The sequence below is a fragment of the Micromonospora sp. RB23 genome, from assembly GCF_053585025.1.
The window spans coordinates 3,507,292-3,525,331 of sequence record NZ_CM132111.1 but is presented as its reverse complement, the minus strand read 5'-3'; the positions used below and the strand labels follow the sequence as shown (position 1 = coordinate 3,525,331).

General features: G+C 73.0%; 17 protein-coding genes. 3 read left to right on the top strand and 14 right to left on the bottom strand.

Translation table 11 applies throughout. From position 1 onward, the window contains the following. Positions 1-606 precede the first annotated feature (606 nt). From ACTFTM_RS16240 to ACTFTM_RS16230, 3 genes are all read right to left on the bottom strand, one after another. A complete protein-coding gene (locus ACTFTM_RS16240) occupies positions 607-1,227 on the bottom strand; it encodes a hypothetical protein (protein ID WP_449561324.1) in 621 nt (206 codons plus the stop codon). Positions 1,228-1,240: 13 nt separating this feature from the next. Then, positions 1,241-3,025, bottom strand: a complete 1,785-nt coding sequence (locus ACTFTM_RS16235; protein ID WP_449561323.1) for a DUF4012 domain-containing protein — start codon at positions 3,023-3,025, stop codon at positions 1,241-1,243. A gap of 98 nt (positions 3,026-3,123) precedes the next feature. Continuing rightward, positions 3,124-4,371: a glycosyltransferase family 4 protein gene (locus tag ACTFTM_RS16230; protein ID WP_449561322.1), complete on the bottom strand. Its 1,248-nt coding sequence runs from the start codon at positions 4,369-4,371 to the stop codon at positions 3,124-3,126. A gap of 165 nt (positions 4,372-4,536) precedes the next feature. Between ACTFTM_RS16230 and ACTFTM_RS16225 the strand changes: the two genes are divergently transcribed. Next, positions 4,537-5,091, top strand: coding sequence for an arsenate reductase/protein-tyrosine-phosphatase family protein (locus ACTFTM_RS16225; RefSeq protein WP_449561321.1), 555 nt, complete (start codon positions 4,537-4,539; stop codon positions 5,089-5,091). On the opposite strand, the gene ACTFTM_RS16220 is transcribed toward ACTFTM_RS16225, so the two are convergent. Beyond that, complete coding sequence (locus ACTFTM_RS16220) at positions 5,072-6,532, bottom strand: polysaccharide biosynthesis tyrosine autokinase (protein ID WP_449561320.1); 1,461 nt, start codon at positions 6,530-6,532, stop codon at positions 5,072-5,074. The genes ACTFTM_RS16225 and ACTFTM_RS16220 overlap by 20 nt on opposite strands. 352 nt (positions 6,533-6,884) lie before the next feature. Here ACTFTM_RS16220 and nhaA point away from each other — a divergent pair, with 352 nt between their 5' ends. Beyond that, the gene (nhaA, locus tag ACTFTM_RS16215) at positions 6,885-8,225 is read left to right on the top strand and encodes a Na+/H+ antiporter NhaA (protein ID WP_449561319.1); all 1,341 of its coding nucleotides are present in this window, start codon (positions 6,885-6,887) and stop codon (positions 8,223-8,225) included. Between the two features lie 25 nt (positions 8,226-8,250). Here nhaA and ACTFTM_RS16210 read toward each other — a convergent pair whose 3' ends face one another. The 10 genes from ACTFTM_RS16210 to ACTFTM_RS16165 all read right to left on the bottom strand — a co-directional run bounded on the left by ACTFTM_RS16210 (position 8,251) and on the right by ACTFTM_RS16165 (position 16,141). Continuing rightward, complete coding sequence (locus ACTFTM_RS16210; RefSeq protein ID WP_355052466.1) at positions 8,251-8,448, bottom strand: hypothetical protein; 198 nt, start codon at positions 8,446-8,448, stop codon at positions 8,251-8,253. A gap of 4 nt (positions 8,449-8,452) precedes the next feature. Then, positions 8,453-8,776, bottom strand: coding sequence for a hypothetical protein (locus tag ACTFTM_RS16205; RefSeq protein ID WP_449561318.1), 324 nt, complete (start codon positions 8,774-8,776; stop codon positions 8,453-8,455). Beyond that, a complete protein-coding gene (locus tag ACTFTM_RS16200) occupies positions 8,773-9,135 on the bottom strand; it encodes a DUF1622 domain-containing protein (RefSeq protein ID WP_449561317.1) in 363 nt (120 codons plus the stop codon). The genes ACTFTM_RS16205 and ACTFTM_RS16200 overlap by 4 nt, the downstream gene beginning before the upstream one ends. Before the next feature lie 39 nt (positions 9,136-9,174). Further along, the gene (locus ACTFTM_RS16195) at positions 9,175-9,762 is read right to left on the bottom strand and encodes a TMEM165/GDT1 family protein (RefSeq protein ID WP_449566651.1); all 588 of its coding nucleotides are present in this window, start codon (positions 9,760-9,762) and stop codon (positions 9,175-9,177) included. A gap of 215 nt (positions 9,763-9,977) precedes the next feature. Next, positions 9,978-10,943 carry an L-histidine N(alpha)-methyltransferase gene (egtD, locus tag ACTFTM_RS16190; protein ID WP_449561316.1) on the bottom strand — a complete coding sequence of 322 codons (966 nt, stop codon included), beginning with the start codon at positions 10,941-10,943 and terminating at the stop codon, positions 9,978-9,980. Between the two features lie 55 nt (positions 10,944-10,998). Further along, the gene (gene egtC, locus ACTFTM_RS16185) at positions 10,999-11,745 is read right to left on the bottom strand and encodes an ergothioneine biosynthesis protein EgtC (RefSeq protein ID WP_449561315.1); all 747 of its coding nucleotides are present in this window, start codon (positions 11,743-11,745) and stop codon (positions 10,999-11,001) included. Positions 11,746-11,773: 28 nt separating this feature from the next. Further along, complete coding sequence (gene egtB, locus ACTFTM_RS16180) at positions 11,774-13,111, bottom strand: ergothioneine biosynthesis protein EgtB (protein WP_449561314.1); 1,338 nt, start codon at positions 13,109-13,111, stop codon at positions 11,774-11,776. A 56-nt stretch (positions 13,112-13,167) separates the two neighbouring features. Further along, complete coding sequence (egtA, locus tag ACTFTM_RS16175) at positions 13,168-14,403, bottom strand: ergothioneine biosynthesis glutamate--cysteine ligase EgtA (protein ID WP_449561313.1); 1,236 nt, start codon at positions 14,401-14,403, stop codon at positions 13,168-13,170. A 180-nt stretch (positions 14,404-14,583) separates the two neighbouring features. Continuing rightward, complete coding sequence (locus ACTFTM_RS16170; RefSeq protein ID WP_449561312.1) at positions 14,584-15,426, bottom strand: hypothetical protein; 843 nt, start codon at positions 15,424-15,426, stop codon at positions 14,584-14,586. 4 nt (positions 15,427-15,430) lie between these two features. Next, positions 15,431-16,141: an RNA polymerase sigma factor gene (locus ACTFTM_RS16165; protein ID WP_449561311.1), complete on the bottom strand. Its 711-nt coding sequence runs from the start codon at positions 16,139-16,141 to the stop codon at positions 15,431-15,433. Positions 16,142-16,650: 509 nt separating this feature from the next. Here ACTFTM_RS16165 and ACTFTM_RS16160 point away from each other — a divergent pair. Further along, on the top strand, positions 16,651-18,024 hold the full coding sequence (locus tag ACTFTM_RS16160; protein WP_449561310.1) for a serine/threonine-protein kinase: 1,374 nt from the start codon (positions 16,651-16,653) through the stop codon (positions 18,022-18,024). Positions 18,025-18,040: the final 16 nt, after the last annotated feature.

Here is an 18,040-nt window from a genome sequence, read left to right as displayed (position 1 = left end):
GGAGGGGCTTGCGGCGCCGGATCCGGGTGTAACGACCCGGGGGGGCCGGGGTCATTCCCGGGGGGCGTGGCGGCCTGCGAGCGGGGGGCTCGTGGCGGCCGGTCCGTGTGTAACGACCCGGCGGGCGGGGCCATTCCCTGCGGCCTGCGGGTGGGTTCCTCGCGGCGGCCGGTGCGTGTGTAACGACCCGATGGCCGGGGCCATTCCCGCAGGCGGGGTGGCCCGGTGGTCCTGCGATCGTCAGGGTGTGTAACGACCCCCGGCCCGCCACGATTCCGGCCGGCGGGTGCCGCCGGTCACCACAGACACCCCACAACCGGACATAGCGCTCAATCGAGGCGATCACGCGGGGGTGATCGACTCCAGATCGCCGATGTCGGGGTATCCGGGACCGGTCGATACCCCCGGATCGGCGATGTCGTGTCGATCATGTTGGTCCGGGACCGGTCGATACCCCCATTTCCGCCAACTCGCGTCGATCATGACGGGAGCACGGGGCGGTACGGGACCGGGCGGACGCGACGACGTGAACTGGCGCCCGTCGGGAGATCCGACGGGCGCCAGTTCGGGGTACATCCGGGGCACTGCCCCGTTGGGTGGTGCCGATCAGTGCGCGGCTCCGCCGAAGCGCTGGCGGCGACGCCAGGCCAGGGTCAGCAGCAGCATGATCGCGCCGGCGCCGACGAGGCCGCCGCCGAGCTTCATGGGCGTACCGATGCTGTCACCGGTGACGGGCAGCGGCTGCTTGCGGTGCAGCACCCGCAGCTCGGTGGACGCGGTCCGGCCGGACTCGCGGCCCGTGGCCGTGAAGGTCAGCAGACCGGTCACCGACGGCTTGTAGCTCTTGGTGAAGCGCCCCTGGGCGTTCGTGTACGCCGTGAAGTTCAGCGGCGCGCTCGCCTGGTACGCCACCGGCGCCATGGCCACGGTGGTGCCGTCGCTGCGGCGGGCCGGCGCGTTGCCGGCGGCCGGGGCTGCCAGCGGTGTGACCGTCACCGAGATGTCGACCGTCTCATTGGGGCCGAAGCCGGTGCCGGTGAGCAGGACCGTCTCGCCCAGGAAGATCGTCGGCCGGTTGACGGTCAGGGACGCGGCGGCCGGCGGGTACGGCGGCGGTTGAGGCGTGCCGCTGGGGGTCGGCTGAGCCGGTGCCGCCCCCGCTGCCGACGGCACGGCCACCACGGCCAGGCCGACCGTGAGCGCCATGATGATGCGGGATAGCCGCATGATTGGTTCCCTCCTACTGGTCACAGCTTCGTGCGGAATGAACTTGGGTGGTCCAAGGGCTGGCGGTGGGGGTCAGCCACAGCTCGGCCTGTCCGACGCCGGTCTTGGCCGTCAGGACGGTGACCTCCAGCGCCCTCTCGACGCCGGGGCCGATGTCGACGTTTGCCGTCGCCACCTGGCGGCGGCGTTCGGTGCCGCTGCCCAGTGCCGTCTCGGCCCCGTCGAGCCGGGCGTCGAGCACGGAGCCGCCCGCCGGGCTGTAGATCGACACCAGCGTGCGCACGGTGTACGGATCGCCAGCCAGACCGAGGCCAAGGATCGACGTGCTGAGCCCTGACTTCGGCGCCGTCGAGCGCAGAGTCACCCGCAGTCGGAGCTCGCGGCGGCCGTCGGGCCGGCATTCGCCGACCGTGAGGCTCGCCGTCGGCCGCAGGTAGTAGCCGAGCTTCGCGCCGCTGCCGTCGTTGAGGAACACGCCGACAGTCGGCACGGTGTCCTGTTCCGGGAGCGTCCCGGCCATCCGGCTGTTGCCGAACGTCCGCTGTTCCTCCGGGTGGGCACTCCAGAACAATATCCGGCGTTCCGTGATAGCACGGTCAAATGCGGACAACAACACCCTAGGGTTGACATTCTTCTTGAAGAAGGCGTCAAACACCGCAGCGGCCGAGGACGCGAAGTAGGCGTCCTGCTGCGTGGTGTCCAGCCGCTGGTAGGTCTCGTTGAGCAGGGTCTGCACGGCCTTTTCGCTGGCCAGCGGCACCCCGCCGGGCACCAGCACCGGACCGGTCGCCTTGAGCAGATAGGACAGCACCACCGGATCCACGGCGAGCACACCGTCGACGGTGGTACCGGTCTTGCGCCGGTACATCTCCCGGTACAGGGCGGCGGCGGTCGGAAAGTGCGGGCTCAGGTTCACGTCGGCGGGATAGATGCCCGGCAGGTCGGTCCAGATCGCCCGGGTCTCGGCGGGCAGCTTCAACGCCGGCGTGAATCGACCGAGGGAGGCGCTGCTGCCCTGCTGGCCCATCCGGACCCGCCCGTTCTCGGCCTCGATCATCGCGTACGCGCCGAACATGCCGCCGGTCGCGCGCAGCTCGGCCAGGTTCTGCGAGACGAGCAGGTAGCGCCGCGAGCCGCCGGCACCGAGTAGCGGCGGCAGCAGCCGAGCACCCTGGTCCGCCGCGGCGGTGAGGCTGGCCAACCGGTCGATCTCGGCACGGAGATCGGTCAGCGCCTGGCGGACCTGGCTGACCAGCGTGTCGGCCGGCACGGCGGCCAGGTCCCGACGGGTGCCCTGCACCGAGTCGTTCACCCGGGTCAGCTCGGCGGAGACCGACGTGAGCCGGGCCAGGTCCAACCGGCCGCCGGCCGGCACGAGGCTGGTCAGGTCCGTGTGTAGCAGGCTGGGGAACGCCTGCCGGGCCAGGTCGTCGATGGCGATGGCGATCAGCCGGACCGCGTCGAGGTCGTCACCGGCCGCCGGGGTGTGCCGACCGATCCTCCAGCTGGGGTCGGACGTGGCGGCCCGGGCCGCACCGGACTGCTCCTGGAGGGCGGAGAGGGTGCGCAGGGCACGGTCGGTGTCCCCGCCGACGACCTGGGCGCTCAGCTCCCGAGCGAGACCGGCGGCGTTGAGGAGATGAGCGCGCGCCTGCCAACCGCGAAAGCCGATCCAGCCACCGGCGGCCAGCAGCAGCGATCCGACCACGAGCGCGCCGAGCAGCGCCCGGCGCAGTCGCGCGCGGCGGCGACGCCGGGACCGGCTTCGTCGTCGACGCGGTCGTTCGCTCTCCGTCACACCACACTCCCGATCTGGGAATCGGACAGTCTGTCGAATTCCCTGACGTTCTTAGCACGTTACGAGGACTCTCGTACCGTTATGGCATTTCTGGTCCTTTACGCGAGTTTTCCTCGCGGCGTCGTCGCTTCCTGCGGGACGCGGCCGGCGGCCTCGTGCAGCAGCCGTTCGATCCGGTCCACGCCGGCGGGCAGCGACATTTCCCGCAGGTACGTCTGCCGCCCCCGGCGACCCATCTCGGTGCGCGCGGGCGGCGGGATGGTGGCGGCCAGCCAGAACCGGTCGGCCAGGGCGGCCCAGTCCTCGGGAGGGCAGGACAGCCCGGCGCGGGCGCGTTCGACCAGCTCGACGGTGTCCCCGCCGGCCGACGCCACCACCGGCGCGGCGCACGAGAGCGCGGCCTGGAGCTTGCCCGGCACCATGCCGCGCAGCTCGGGCAGGTCACGCAGCATGATCAACTGGTAGTCGGCGGCGGCGTACAGCTCGGGCATGTCGACAGGTGACCGCCGTTCCAGGAAGCGGACGTTCTCCGCCTTGAGGTCGGCGGCGAGCCCCCGCACCCGCCGCTCGTCCGCGCCCGAGCCGACCAGGACCAGGTCCATCGTCCGGTCCAGTGCCGCCGCGGCCCGCACCGCCGTCTCCAGACCCTGGCGGGGTCCGATGGTCCCGGCGTGCATGACCACGCACCGACGATCCCGACGGACCATCTGCCGGGCCGCCGCGCCGGGCGTCGCCGGGTAGAAGATGCGCTCGTCGGTCCAGTTGAGGACCAGACGGACCCGGCCGGGGTCGGCACCGGCCGCGACCACCAGGTCACGCATCGACGGCGCGGCCACGGCGACCCGCGCGGCCGAGCGGTAGATGCGGGTCATCGCGGCGTCCATCCGCGCCAACCAGCGGCCGCCGCCGGACGCGTCGACGCCGTCGCGAGCCCAGACATCCTGTACGTGCAGCACGGTCGGCACCCTCGCGAGGAGCCGCAGGACGGCGGCGGTGGCGAAGGTGGTGGCGGGCAGTTGGAAGACGTAGAGCGCGTCCACGCCACCCAGGAACCGGCGGGCCGCCAGCGACGCGCTCCCGGCGAACGACAGGTAGCTGGCCATCCGCGCCCCGGTGGTGGTGGCTCCGCCGGACACCCGCGGCACCCGGCGGACCGACAGCCGGTCGCTGTGCGTCTCGTGATGCCACCGCTGCCGCCACCCCGGATAGACGTGCCCGCCCGGGTAGTCGGGGAATCCGGTGAGCACGCGGACCTCGTGCCCGCGCGCGGCCAACTCCTCGGCGAGGCTGCCGGGGATGAACGCCGGCTCGGGCGGGAAGTGGTACGACAGGATGCCGATCTTCACCGCGGCACCGCCGGTGGGCGCGGCTCGGACTCGGCCGGCGCGGCACCGCGTCCGACGGGGCGGCCCGCGTAGGATGCTGGCAACCCCTTCCCGCGCGCCCAGCGGCGTCGACGCATCACCCTCGCGGTGTGCCGACCCGTGTCCGCATCCACGAGAGGGCTCCCGATGGCCGACCGCGTGCTGTTCGTCTGCCACGCCAACCTGTGCCGCTCGCCGATGGCCGAGTACCTGGCCCGACGGCTGTTGGCCGACCGTCCCGTGCTGGTGTCCAGCGCCGGCACCGACGCGCTGGACGGGTTGTCCATGCACCCGTACGCGGCGGAGGTCGTGACCGAGGAGGGCGGCGACGCGACGGCGTTCAGCAGCCGCACGCTGCGTGCCGAACAGCTGACCGATGCGACGCTCGTGCTGACCGCGACGCGGCGGCAGCGGTCGGTGTGCACCTCGCTCGCGCCCGGCGCGCTGCACCGGACGTTCACCCTGCGCCAGTTCGGCCGGCTTGCGGCGGCGGCCGAGCCGCCCGTCGGATCGACCGACGATCCGCTGGGGGCCGCCATCGCCGCCGCGGCCAGCGCCCGGGGGCGGCTGCAACCCGCCGCCCCGGACGCGGACGACCTTCGGGACCCGATCGGCGGTACCGTCGCCGACTTCCGTCGCTGCGCCGAGGAGATCGAACGCTCGCTACGACCCCTCGCCGCGCTCATCGGGGCAGCCGGGTGAGTTCCTGGGTACGGTCGCTGACACCGTTGACCCCGGCGCCCTCGCTGTGCCGGGCGGCGGGGGCCCGGTCGGTCGGGACCGACGGCGTGGCGGTCGAGGCGACAACCCGGTAGGCCTCGTACTGGTACGCCTCGGCCTTGGCCACCTTCGCCATGTTGAGCACGCAGCCGAGCAGCCGCACCGAGACCGAGTGCAGCGCGCGGGCCGCCGCGGCCACCTGGGTGCGCGACGTACGACCCTGCTGGCTCACCAGCAGCGCGCCGTCGGCCTGGACGGCGACCACGACGCCGTCGGTCACCGCGAGCAGCGGCGCGGTGTCGATGATCACGATGTCCGCGGACTCCCGCAACGCGAGCAGCAGGTCCGCCATCGCCTTGGAGCCGAGCAGCTCGCTCGGGTTGGGCGGCGCGGAGCCACTGGGCAGGACCAGCAGGGACTTGTCGCCCCAGCGCTGCACCACGTCGCCGACCTGGACGTCGCCGACCAACACGTCGGTGAGGCCGACACCGGCGTCCAGGCCCAGGTAGTCGTCGACCTTCGGGCGGCGCAGGTCGGCGTCGACCAGCAGCACACGCCAGCCCGCCTCGGCCAGCGCGATGGCCAGGTTGCACGACATCGTCGTCTTGCCCTCGCCCTGCAACGCGCTGGTCACGGCGATGACCCGGGCCGGCTCGTGCACGTCCACGAAGCGCAGGTTGGTCCGCAGCTTGCGGACCGCCTCGGCACGGGCCGACGTCGCGGCGTCGCCGACGATCAGCGGGGACGTGCGGGCGGCGCCCTCGAACGGGATCTCGCCGAGCAGCGGGCTCCCGGTTGCGCGTTGCAGGCCGGCGGCGTCGCGCAGGCGGACGTCGGCGACGCCGCGCAGGATCGCCAGACCGACGCCGAGGACGAGGCCGAGCAGACCGCCGAGTACGAGGTTACGCACCGGCTTCGGCGAGACGGGGCTCGCGCTGACCCGTGGGCCGCTGACCACCTCGATCTTGATGGGCGACTTGCCCTCGGGTGGCGTCTCGACCTTCTGGACGAGTTCGACGAACTTCGCGGCGAGGGTCTCACTCACCCGCAGGGCACGGGCCTGGTCGGTGTCGGTGATCGAGGCGCGCAGCAGGACGGTGCCCGTCTCGGTGGAGGTGGTCACCCGGCGCTGCACCTCGTCCGCGGTGAGCCCGACCGGCGTCTCGGCCGCGACACTCTGTGCGAGGCGGTCGCTGCTGAGCAGGTCGGCGTACGACTTGACGCGCTGCTGGAGGAACAGCCCGCCCTGGTAGGCATCGGAGACGCCCTGGTTGGGGGTGGTGACGAAGAAGGTCACCGAGGCGACGTACCGGGGCTGGGCCCGTACGGTCAGGAACGCCGAGACGCCCAGGGCCACCATGATCGTGACCAGCACGACCCACCAGTGCCGACGCACGTGACGCAATTGGCGGAGCAGGTCCATCAGGCTTGCCTCCGGACGGGTCCGGTTACGCCAAAGAACTTCACGAAAACCCCCAAGGTCGTCTGTCAACTCGTGAAACCATTAAAGCCCCTCATAGGTCTTATGTCCGGAGTTATGCATTTTCGGCGTCAGTTAGCGTGCCGCCCCGCATGACCAACCCGACAAAGGGCCATTCGGCAGCGGCGACGCCCGGAAAAGTCGGCGACCGATTCCCCGCGCCGATCTCGACCGCAGCGTTGTGTCCCGCGCGATCACGACGTGCCGCGCACCGGATAGGGTCGACAGCGGTGTGCCGGGAAGTCTGGTCGGCGATTGGATCCCTGCCGTCCCGACACCAGAGGTGAGCCCCTTCATGACCGGCCACTCCCCCCACCGCGACCGACTCTTCTCGCGGTCGTCCTGGCCGGAGGCCCGACACCTGGCCGACGTGCTGCGCACCGAGACGGTCGGCGGCGCACTGCTGCTGCTCGGCGCCGTTATCGCGCTGATCTGGGCGAACTCGCCGTGGAGCGCGGCGTACGTCCGGCTCGGCGCCTGGGTGCCCTGGCCGGGCGGCGAGCGCTGGCACCTCGACCTGAGCCTCGCCACCTGGGCCGCCGACGGCCTGCTCGCCATCTTCTTCTTCGTGGTGGGCCTGGAACTCAAACGTGAGTTCGTCGCCGGGGAGCTGCGTGACCCGCGACGGGCGGCTCTGCCGGTGGTGGCCGCCCTGGGTGGAATGGCGCTGCCCGCGTTGATCTACGTGGCCGTGCTCCTCGGCACGGGCGGGGAGGGACTGCGGGGCTGGGCCATTCCGACCGCCACCGACATCGCCTTCGCGCTGGCCGTCCTCGCGGTCGTCAGCTCACACCTGCCGCAGGGCCTGCGCGCCTTCCTGCTCACCCTGGCCGTGGTCGACGACCTGTTCGCGATCACCATCATCGCGGTCTTCTACACCGCCGAGTTCCACCCGCTGCCGCTGCTCGCCGCGCTCGCCCCGATCGGACTGTTCGCCTGGCTGGTACGGCGCGGCCGGACCTGGTGGTGGGCGCTCATCCCGCTCGCGGCCGCCACCTGGGCGCTGGTGCACGCCTCCGGAGTGCACGCCACGGTCGCCGGCGTGCTGCTCGGCTTCACCGTGCCGGTGCTGAACCGCGCCCCTGGCGGGGCGGCGGCGGCCGACCGGACGGAGCCGGACGGCGCGGGCGGGCTCGCCGCGCACCTGGAACACCGGTGGCGACCCGTGTCGGCCGGCTTCGCCGTACCGGTCTTCGCCCTCTTCGCGGCCGGTGTCACACTCCGAGGCACCGACCTCGGGGCCCTGCTGACCGACCCGCTGGTGATCGCCGTGGTGGCCGGCCTGGTGCTCGGCAAGAGCATCGGGATCTTCGGTTCGACCTACCTGCTGGCCCGATTCACCCGCGCCGAGCTGGACGAGGACATCACCTGGTCCGACCTGTTCGGCATCGCCCTGCTGGCCGGGGTCGGGTTCACCGTCTCACTGCTCATCGGCGACCTGGCGTTCGGCGCGGGCAGTACCGCCGACGAGCGGGTCAAGGCGGCGGTACTCACCGGGTCGGTGATCTCCGCGGCGCTCGCCGCCGCCGTACTCGCCCGCCGCAACGCGGCGTACCGGCGGGTGGCCGAGAAGGAGAGTCTCGACGCCGACGGCGACGGGGTGCCGGACGTCTACCAGCGGCCCGGCAAGGACTGACCGGCCGGCCCGCGACGCGCCGTGGTCAGCGGTGGCGGTCGTGCGGCGCCCGCTCCTCGGTCTCGTCGGCGAGGGCGTCGGTCGTGGGGGCGGTGAGATCGTCGGCGGGCACCGCCACCTCCTCCGCGAGGTCCTGCTCGTCGGGCTTGCCGCCGGGCTGCGGCTCGGGAGCGGTGGCGCCGCCGGCGTAGCCGTACTCGTTCGGTTCGTCATGCCGGCTCATGTGGTTATCCTCCCGCTTTTCCCTGTTTCTCTGGTACCGCCCACGGTAAGCGGTGATGGTCGTCCCCGCAGCGCGGCGGGGATTGTCGCCGCGACCACGGCGGCGGGGAACTCAGCGCCGCCGCGAGCAGTTGCCGCAGCGCGACGATCGCGGCGGTGGAGGCAAGGCCGCCCCACGCCGGATCCCCGGCGAGACGCAGCAGCCCGGCCGCCGTCAGAAGGTCCAACAACACGCGTACGGCGACCCGCACGTCGCCCGTGCACACCGCCGTGACGACCCCGACGACCAGAGCCAGTGCGGTCACCACCTCGACCAGGCCGCTGATCACGTCCGTGTCTGCCCGTCGGCGACCTGCCGTTGCTCCTGCCGGATCTCCCGGCCCAGGAAGTAGTTCAGCGCCGTCCGGATCGTGGCGATGGCCGCCAACTGACCGATCTGGGTGAACGACGGTGACACCGCGGTCCGCAACACGTCGGCCGCGAGCTGGAACTCCAGACCGAGCGTCAGGAACCGGCCCAGCGACAGGCGGATCGGGGTGAAAACAGCGGCGGTGCGGTGCCGCAGCCCCTCGACCACGAACCGCACCGCCGCCCAGAGAGCGCCCACGACGATCACCAGCGCGCCGGCCACCTCCACCACGGCGACCAGCACCTCGTCGCCGTGCCGCAGCAGCTCCGCCGGCTCCACCCGCAGGCGTTACCCGCCACCGGGGCGGCTAGTCGGCGCTCACGTCAGCTCGTTGACGGCCTCCAGGATCAGCCAGAGGCCACTGATGGCGAAGAGCACCGCGGCGCCGTACCTGATGGTCTTCTCCGGAAGCCGGCGGCCGAGCATCCGGCCGACCAGGATGGCCAGCGCGTCCGCGGCCACCATGCCCACCGTGGAGCCGAGCCAGGTGCCGAACCAGCCGTACTTGGTGGCCAGGGTGATCGTCGCGAGCATCGTCTTGTCGCCCAGCTCGGCCAGGAAGAACGCCACCGAGACCGCCACGATCGCCGTCTTGCTGGTCTTCTCGGCCTTGCGCTTCTCCTCCTCGGTGAGCTTGTCACCGCGCAGGGTCCACGCGCCGAAGCCGAGGAACGCCACGCCGGCCACCAGCGAGATCCAGTCGGTGGGCAGCACAGCGCCGAGGCCCGAGCCGATGGCGACCGACGCCAGGTGCACCACCGCCGTGGCGACGGTGATGCCGATCAGCACCGGAAGTGGCTTGAACCGCGTGGCGAAGGTCAACGCCATCAACTGGGACTTGTCTCCCAGCTCGGCGACGAAGATGACACCGAAGCTGATGACCAGCGCGGCGAGGAATCCCTCCATGACATCCTTCCCGTTCACGCCGGGAGGAGGTACGGGGGCGCCCTCGACCCGGCTGCTACAGCCTGAGTCGAAGGTCTCGCCCGCCCCGGGGACCGGGGCCGCGTGGCCGGATGCGGAACGCACCAGTATGTCGACCACGACATTGGGGGCTACTCCCCTTCGCGGGATCAGCCTAACCGATCAGCGGGCGAGCCGGACGTCGCGGGTGAAGAGGCTCACCGCGCCCGCGCCAGCGTCACCCCGAAGAGTCCGTCCGGGTCCGTCCAGAAGTGCGCCGCCGCGAAACCCGCCCCGCCCAGTTCGGCGGCCACCCCCTCCGGGCGGAACTTCGCCGACACCTCCGTCCGCAGCTCCTCCCCCGCGTCGAACACCACCGAGAGGTCCAGTACGTGAACCCGCATCGCCCGGGTCGCCCGCAGCCGCATCTCGATCCACTCCCGGTCCGGGTCCCAGCGGGCGACATGCGCGAACGCCTCCGGGTCGAAGTCGGCCCCCAACTCCCGGTTGATCACGTACAGCACGTTGCGGTTGAACTCGGCCGTGACCCCGGCCGCGTCGTCGTACGCGGGCACGATCACCGACGGGTCCTTCACCAGGTCGGTGCCGAGCAGCAGCCAGTCGCCGACCTCCAGCGCGGCGCGCATCGCAGCCAGGAACTCGGCCCGCTCGGCCGGCAGGAGGTTGCCGATCGTGCCGCCCAGGAACACCACCAACCGTCGCCCGCCGGTCGGCAGCCGGTCGAGCTGGCGGGTGAAGTCGCCAACGATCCCCCGGACCCGCAGCCCCGGATAGTCGGCGGCGATCTGTGCGGTCGACCCGAGCAGGGCGCTGACCGAGACGTCGAGCGGGACGAACGTGCCCAGCCCTCCCCGGCGGGTGAACGCGTCCAACAGCAACCGGGTCTTCTCCGACGAGCCCGAGCCCAGCTCGATCAGGGTCTTCGCGCCGGTCAGCGCCGCCACGTCGTCGGCGTGCGCGGCGAGCACCGCCCGCTCGGCCCGGGTCGGGTAATACTCGGGCAGCTGGGTGATCTCCTCGAACACCTCGCTGCCCCGCGAGTCGTAGAACCACTTCGGCGGCAGCCACTTCGCCTCGGCGGTCAACCCCGCCCGGACGTCCGCCCGCAGACCACGCTCCAGGTCCTGCGGCTCAAGGTAGATCTCCAACGGTTCCGCGCTCATCGCCCCCGCCTCTTTCGTGATCGTCAAACACCTCGCGAAGCCCGGCCGGCCACGCTCACCCGGCCGGCAGTCCGCACACCCGCACCTCGTCCGCCGTGGCGGTGACCAGGCGCTGCTGCGGCACCGGACGCCACCCGGCGTCGTCGTCGTGCGGCTCGGACGCCACCACCACCGAGTCCGCGCCCGCGCGCACCGACAGCGCGTGACCGACCGCGGTCGCCACCGCCCGTCGCCCGTCGGTGAGCAGCAGATTCAGCCGCGACCCCGGGGCGGCGGCGTCGACCTCGACAACCGTCCGCCCGACGGCCTCCACCGGGTCGTCGCCCGCGCGCAGCCGATGCCGTACCAGCGCCCACAGCAACGCCGAGTCGGTGGCCGCGTCCAGGGTCAACAGGTCACGCACCGGCAGGCCGGAGGCGAGCGGCACCATCGAATCGGGCCAGCCCCGGATCACGCCGTTGTGGCTGAACAGCCACCGGCCCTCCGCGAAGGGCGCGGCCGCCCCGTCGACCACCGCCATCCCCACGGTGGCCGAACGGACCGCGGCGAGCACCGCGCCGGCACGTGTCACCGCCGCCAGCTCGGCGATCGTCGGGTCGCTCCAGATCGGCTGTGCACGCCGGTAGCGCACCGGAACGCCGTCGTCCGGATACCAGCCGACACCGAACCCGTCGGCGTTGATCGTGCCGCCGCCGCGCATGTCACGCGGCGCCCACGACTGCCGGACCAGCGCGTACGCCGGCTCGAACAGCAACGCGGCCAACGTCACCGGCGGGCCGAGGTAGACCAGGTGCCGGCACATCAGCGCACCCCGCGTCGCGTCGGGCGCCTCACCGCGGCGACTCGTCCGGACCGGCGTCGCGGGCGCAGCGGAAACCACTGAAGATCTGCCGCCGGATCGGATAGTCCCAGTTGCGGAACGTCCCCCGGCACGCCGACCGGTCCGTGCCGAACGAGCCCCCGCGCAGCACCCGGTGGTCGTCGCCGAAGAACACCTCGGAGTACTCGCGGTACGGGAACGCGGCGAAGCCGGGATGACCGGTGAACGTGCTCGACGTCCACTCCCAGACGTCCCCGATGAGCTGGTGCACACCCAGCGGCGAGGCGCCGGCCGGGTACGCGCCCACCGGCGCTGGCCGCAGGTGACGCTGGTCGAGGTTGGCGTGCGCCCCGGTCGGGTCGTCGTCGCCCCACGGGTAGCGGCGGGACCGCCCGGTCGCCGGGTCCCACCGCGCGGCCTTCTCCCACTCCGCCTCGGTCGGCAGACGCTTACCGGCCCACGTCGCGTACGCCTGCGCCTCGTGGAAACACACGTGCACCACCGGCTCGTCGGGGCGTACCGGGTCCCACCGGCCGAAACGCCGGTACGCCCAGCCGTCGCCGTCACGACGCCAGTGCAGCGGCGCGACGAGTTGCTCACGCACCCGATGCTCCCAGCCCTGCGCGCTCCACCACCGCCGGTCGAGGTAGCCGCCGTCGGCGATGAACGCCTCGTACGCGCCGTTGGTGACCGGCGCGGCGTCGATGACGTACGCGGGCAGGTGGACCTGGTGCGCGGGTCGTTCGTTGTCCAGGGCCCAGGGATCGGTGTCGGTGCCCATCGTGAACTCTCCGGCCGGCACCAGCACCTCGCCGTCGACCCGGACGGTCGGCTCGGGCGGCGGCGGTGCGTGCAGGACCGCGTCGCCCGCGCGCAACTGGTGGGTCGCGAGCATCGTCTCGTCGTGCTGCTGCTCGTGCTGCACGATCATGCCGAACGCGAAACCGTCGGCGACCAACGGCCGGTCGGTGAAGCGCACCGCGTCGAGCAGGTCGTACACCTTGTCGCGGACCGTGCCCACGTAGGCGCGCGCCTCCGCCGGCGGAAGCAGGGGCAGCCGTGGGCGGTCCCGGCGGGGCTGCTTGAAGGCGTCGTACAGGTCGTCGATGTCGCGGCGGACCGGCTCACGGCCGCCCACGTCGCGCACCAGCCACAGCTCCTCCTGGTTGCCGACGTGCGCCAGATCCCAGACCAACGGCGACATCAGCGGAGAGTGCTGGCGCATCAGGTCGGCATCGTCGACCGCCTCGGTCAACAGGGCCGTGCGGGAACGGGCACGCGCCAACTCGGCCGCGATCCGCCCCCGCAGCAGCTCACCCTCGGCATGGTCCGTCGTACTCGCGCTCACCGTCGTTCCTCTCGTTCGCGACTGCGGGGCTCGCAAACCCGGCTCACTCCTCGCGCTCACCGGTCGGCCCTGCGGATGGCGGCCAGTCGCCGCCGTAGACCCTCGTGGATGTCGTCGTCGGTGCCGGCCGGCAGCCCCAGGCGGGGCAGGGCGGTCAGGGCCAGGTCGAGCAGCGCGGCCGCGGCGGCGGCCAGCGCCGGGTCGGCGAGGCCGCGCCGGGCGGCGGCCGACCAGCGGTGCGCCACCGGGGCGCCGATCGTGTATGCCGCGTCCACGGTGCCCGCGTCGGCGAACAGCGCACTCAGCACCGCCAGCGGTAGCCGCCAGTCCCGTCCGGGCTGGGCGTCCAGATACCGCAGTTCGAGGTAGCCGCGCGGGCGCACCGGCGGGAAGAGGGTGCTGACGTGGTAGTCGAGGTCGTCGGTGGTGGGCGGGCGGGCCAGCGCGCCGTCCAGCCAGTCGGCGAAGGTGACACCCGGTGGCGGGGCCCAGTCCTGGCCGGGCCGGCGCAGGCACAGCAGCGGCGCGGCGAGCACATAGCGCGTCCAGGCGGCCGTCGGATCGTCGGCGGCGCGGTCGGGCGCCCACACCGGGCGGGTACGCGCCGGATCGATGGCCAGCCACGCGGCCATCCGCGCGGATGCCCAACCGGTGCGCCGCCCGGCGTGCCGGCTGGCCGAGGCGAACGCCGCGAGCAACGGTGGGCCGACGGCGTGCGCCGCCGCCCAGCGCGGGGCGACCTGGTCCGGCTCGCCGATGTCGAGGCACACCTGGAGGCCGGCGGTGCTGTACATCATCGTCCGGCCGGCCGGGCCGCGCCGGTCGAACGCGCGGCGCATGGCGCGGTAGCGGGGAGTGTCCAACACCGGGCGGGGCCGACGGTGCGGGTCGATGCCGCTGCGCCCGAGGGTCAGCCCGGCGGCGGCCAGCAGCCCCGTGACCTGGGCGATGTCGGCCTCGGTGGCCTGGATCAACGCGCCGGTCGAGGTGCCCGGCGGGGTGGAGATCTCCAGCTGGCCGCCCGGTTCGAGGGTCACCGTGCCGCCGTGTCGCAACGGCTCGGCGGGGCTCGCCGGATCCAGCGTGACGGGGCTGTGCCGCCCCAGCGCCGCCCGCAGCCGCGCCGGGTCGACTGCTCGGGCGGGGTCGGCGGCGTCGTGCACGGTCCATTCCAGTTCGACGCCGGTGTACGTCGGAGGGCCGGTCTTGAAGCAGATGCGCGCGAGGTGTCGATTCGCGGCGGCGGACTCGCGCAGGATCTCGCTCTGGTCCAGCTCCGGCGACGTCACCATGGGTGCAGCCTCCCTCGTCGTGCGACGACCGCGTGCGCCGTGCCCCGGCTCCGGAGCACGGGTGCCACCGTAGTCCCGGCCACCGACACTCCCCTGTCCGAGCGTCGACGGGACCGCCAACCCCTGTCTAACAGAAGCGTTTCCCGGTGCAGGGCAGAACGAACCGCGCCGTCCGTACGCTCAGTCGCCGGCCGGGCCGGCCGGGTGCGAGGGCTTGACCTTGGCCTGACCGGGTGGCGTCGCCCGGGCGGACGGCTCCGCAGGCGGCGGCGACGGCGACGGCGGAGCCGATGGGGACGGGGACGGCGGCGGTGGGGACTTCTTCTCGGGCACCAGCCGCTGGCAGTACTCCTCGACCGCGCCGATCCCGCCGGCGGCCGTCACCAACCGCTCGAAGGCCGGCGTTCGCAGTGCCTTCTCCCGCTGCTCGGGCTTCTTGGCCTGCCACGCCTTGCACAAACCGTGCACCTGACCGTTCGGCGACGCTCCGATCGACGGCGAGCCGGACAGCGAGGGGCGGCCGGGCGGTGTCGACCCGCTCGGCGCGACGGACCCGGTCGTCGCGTGCGCGCTGGCAGTGGGTGGCGCGCTAACCGGTGCCGGCGGCGGCGGTTCCGGTGCCGTCTCGAACCCGGCCGCGGCGAATGCGACGCCAGCGGTTGCCGTGGCCGCCAGCGCGCCGATCCACGCCACCGCGCCGGTCGTGAGCCGCAGACGGCGTGGTCGTCGGGCCACGGCGGGCTTCGGGACGGCGCGGGCGGCCCGGAACGCGGACAGCGCAGCCTCCTCGCCCGCCATCTCCGTCGGCCGGGCCGGGCCAGCGGCAGCGGCGAGCAGCCGGGCCAGCGGCTCGGTCCCGGAGTCCGGCGAAGTTCCGGACTGCCGGACGTTCGCCGCACCCGGGTCGGCGATGTCCCGCGGGAGGGCGGAGGCGGCGTCGATGCGGGCGGCGTCGAGCAGCCGTTCGGTTTCGGCACGGCCGGCACGCCGGTCCGACCGGTGCAGGTTCATCCGGAATCTCATCACGTCAGCCCTCCGCCTGCTCGGCGTGTGAGGTCTGCTGCCGGGAACGCCCGATCCGGCGACGAGGGGGCGGGACCACCTCGGCGCCGACCGCCGGTGGGCCGCCGTCGGCCGGCGCGCTCGACGTGTCGGGCGCGAGCAGCGGGGCGGTGGCGTCGCCGTCGACCGACGGCGTGGGTACGGCCTGCCGGTCCAGCAGGGTGGCGAGTCGCCGCAGACCTCGGTGGGCGGCGGTCCGGACGGCTCCGGCCCGGCGGCCGAGCACCCGTCCGGCGGACTCCGCGTCGAGCCCGATCACGGCCCGCAACAACACGGCCTCGGCCTCGCGGGGTGGCAGCGTGGCGATCAGCGCCAGCGCCGCCTCGGTGCTGATCGTCTCGTCGGCCCGCTCGGCGGTGTCGCCGTCGCCGGCCAGCTCGGTGAGCGCCTGCACCGGCACCGGCAGCGACGGACGTCGCCGCATCCGCCGCAGGTGGTCCATGGCCCGGTTGCGGGCGATGGTGACCGTCCACGCCCGGAACTCGCCACCGGTGAAGGTGGGCAGGTCCCGGGAGATCTGCAACCAGGTCTCCGAGGCGACGTCCTCGGCGTCCGCGCCGACCAGGGCGGTCAGGTAGCGCAGCAGGCCCGGCTGGAGGCTGCGGTACAGGAAGCGGAAGGCGTCCTCGTCCCCGGACTGCGCGGCGGTGACCGCTTCGGACAGTTCGGCGGTCACCGGCGGCTCGCGGGCTGCCGGGAACGGATCGACACCACACGCGCCGGCGTTGTGCGGGCATGGCGATCCGGCGGTCCCATCAGCTCCCGCACCCGCACCGCCCCCCGCCGAATCCGATTCGGGCCCGCGCCCTCCGAGGTGTCCACACCCGGCGCGTCGACCCGACGCGCTGCCCGTCGGCGGCCCGAGCCGGGCTAACGGTAGGAGGGGGCGTCTGATGCGACAAGTTGGGATCGCATTACGGAAGAGTGACAATTATCAAGCCGTTCGACCGGCGTGCCGCCGTAACGGACCACGCCCGCAGGGCGCTCCCCGACTCAGGCGATCCTCTTCCGCGACGGACCGGGCATGCGTACGCCGCAATGTGTCAGCTTTTGTGACGTGGTGTCATCGGAGCGTCACACACCGACCCGGCCGCCGGAGGTCGGCCCCCGCGGACCGACGGGTACGAACCCTCGGCGACTCCACCGCAGCGAGCCGTTGGACGCCACTCTGGGTACGGTAATGCTGTGTTGTCATCGGAGGTCGTGCTCAGCGGTCGGTACCGCCTGGACGAACGTGTCGCCACGGGCGGCATGGGCGACGTCTGGCGTGCCTCCGACCTGGTCCTCGGCCGACAGGTCGCGGTCAAGGTCCTGCTGCCGGCGCTGGTCTCCGACCCGGACTTCATCGCTCGCTTCCGGGCCGAGGCGCGGATCATGGCCGCGCTGCGGCACCCCGGCATCGTGCAGGTGTACGACTGCGGCGAGGACGACCTGCCCGACGGCAGTCGGGCCGACTACCTGGTCATGGAGTTCGTCGAGGGCGAACCGCTGTCCAAGCGGATCGAGGCCGCCGGTCACCTCGACGTGGCCGAGACGATGTCGATCGTGGCCCAGGCGGGGCACGCGCTGGGCGCGGCGCACCGGGGCGGCATCGTGCACCGCGACGTCAAGCCGAGCAACCTTCTGGTGCAGGAGGACGGCACGGTCGTCCTGGTCGACTTCGGCGTCGCCCGCTCCACCAACGTGACCAGCATCACCAGCACCAACGCGGTGCCCGGCACCGCCCTCTACATGGCGCCCGAGCAGGCCGCCGGTCGGCCGGTCAGCGGCGCCACCGACATCTACGCGCTCGGGGCCGTCGCGTACTGCTGCCTCACCGGCGGTCCGCCGTTCACCGGTGACAATCCCCTCCAGGTCGCCGTCCGGCACCTCGACGACGAGCCCCCGGAGCTGCCACACGACATCCCGGAGGCGGTCCGCGCCCTGGTGTCGCGGGCTCTCGCGAAGGATCCACTGGATCGCTTCACGAGCGGCTCGGCGATGGCCGAGGCGGCCCGCACCGCGGTCACCGGCGGCGAACCGCCGACGGCGCTGGCCTCGGCGGTGCCGCTGCGCGACGCCGGTCCGGGCACCCGCACCGACGTGCCGGTCGGCGCTGCGGTGGCGGGCACGTCCGACGCGGAACGCCCGCGACGCCGTGGCCCGCTGGTCGGCGCGGCGGTGGCCATGCTGGTCGCCCTGGTCGGCCTCGGCGCGGCCCTGGGCGCGGCGCGCAACACCGGCAACGATCCGGCCGTCAAGGTCCCCACGCAGGGGCCGACGCAGGGGCCGACCCAGCAGGAGGAGTTGCCGGCGGCGAACGAGCAGATGACCGACGACCCGGGCCGGCCGAACCGGCCCACCGTGCCGGACGCCACCACGTCCGCGTCAGTCAGCGCCACGCCGAGCGTGCAGCCCAGCCAGTCGTCCACGCCGCCGTCGCCGACGCCGAGCGCGACCACCGCGCCGCCGCCCAGCGATCCGCCGAAGACCCCGGCGTCGCCGAGCAACTCGCCGGCGACCGAACCCAGCCCCTCCACCGACCCGTCGACCGGCTCCGGGGACACGGTGGGCGGCTGACCAGCCGTCCCACCAG

Excerpts from the sequence above, each read along its gene's own strand:
- ACTFTM_RS16240 (WP_449561324.1), bottom strand. The coding sequence starts at position 1,227 with ATGCGGCTATCCCGCATCATCATGGCGCTCACGGTCGGCCTGGCCGTG.
- ACTFTM_RS16225 (WP_449561321.1), top strand. The coding sequence starts at position 4,537 with ATGGCCGACCGCGTGCTGTTCGTCTGCCACGCCAACCTGTGCCGCTCG.
- ACTFTM_RS16220 (WP_449561320.1), bottom strand. The coding sequence starts at position 6,532 with ATGGACCTGCTCCGCCAATTGCGTCACGTGCGTCGGCACTGGTGGGTC.
- nhaA (WP_449561319.1), top strand. The coding sequence starts at position 6,885 with ATGACCGGCCACTCCCCCCACCGCGACCGACTCTTCTCGCGGTCGTCC.
- ACTFTM_RS16210 (WP_355052466.1), bottom strand. The coding sequence starts at position 8,448 with ATGAGCCGGCATGACGAACCGAACGAGTACGGCTACGCCGGCGGCGCC.
- ACTFTM_RS16195 (WP_449566651.1), bottom strand. The coding sequence starts at position 9,762 with ATGGAGGGATTCCTCGCCGCGCTGGTCATCAGCTTCGGTGTCATCTTC.
- egtD (WP_449561316.1), bottom strand. The coding sequence starts at position 10,943 with ATGAGCGCGGAACCGTTGGAGATCTACCTTGAGCCGCAGGACCTGGAG.
- egtC (WP_449561315.1), bottom strand. The coding sequence starts at position 11,745 with ATGTGCCGGCACCTGGTCTACCTCGGCCCGCCGGTGACGTTGGCCGCG.
- egtA (WP_449561313.1), bottom strand. The coding sequence starts at position 14,403 with ATGGTGACGTCGCCGGAGCTGGACCAGAGCGAGATCCTGCGCGAGTCC.
- ACTFTM_RS16170 (WP_449561312.1), bottom strand. The coding sequence starts at position 15,426 with ATGAGATTCCGGATGAACCTGCACCGGTCGGACCGGCGTGCCGGCCGT.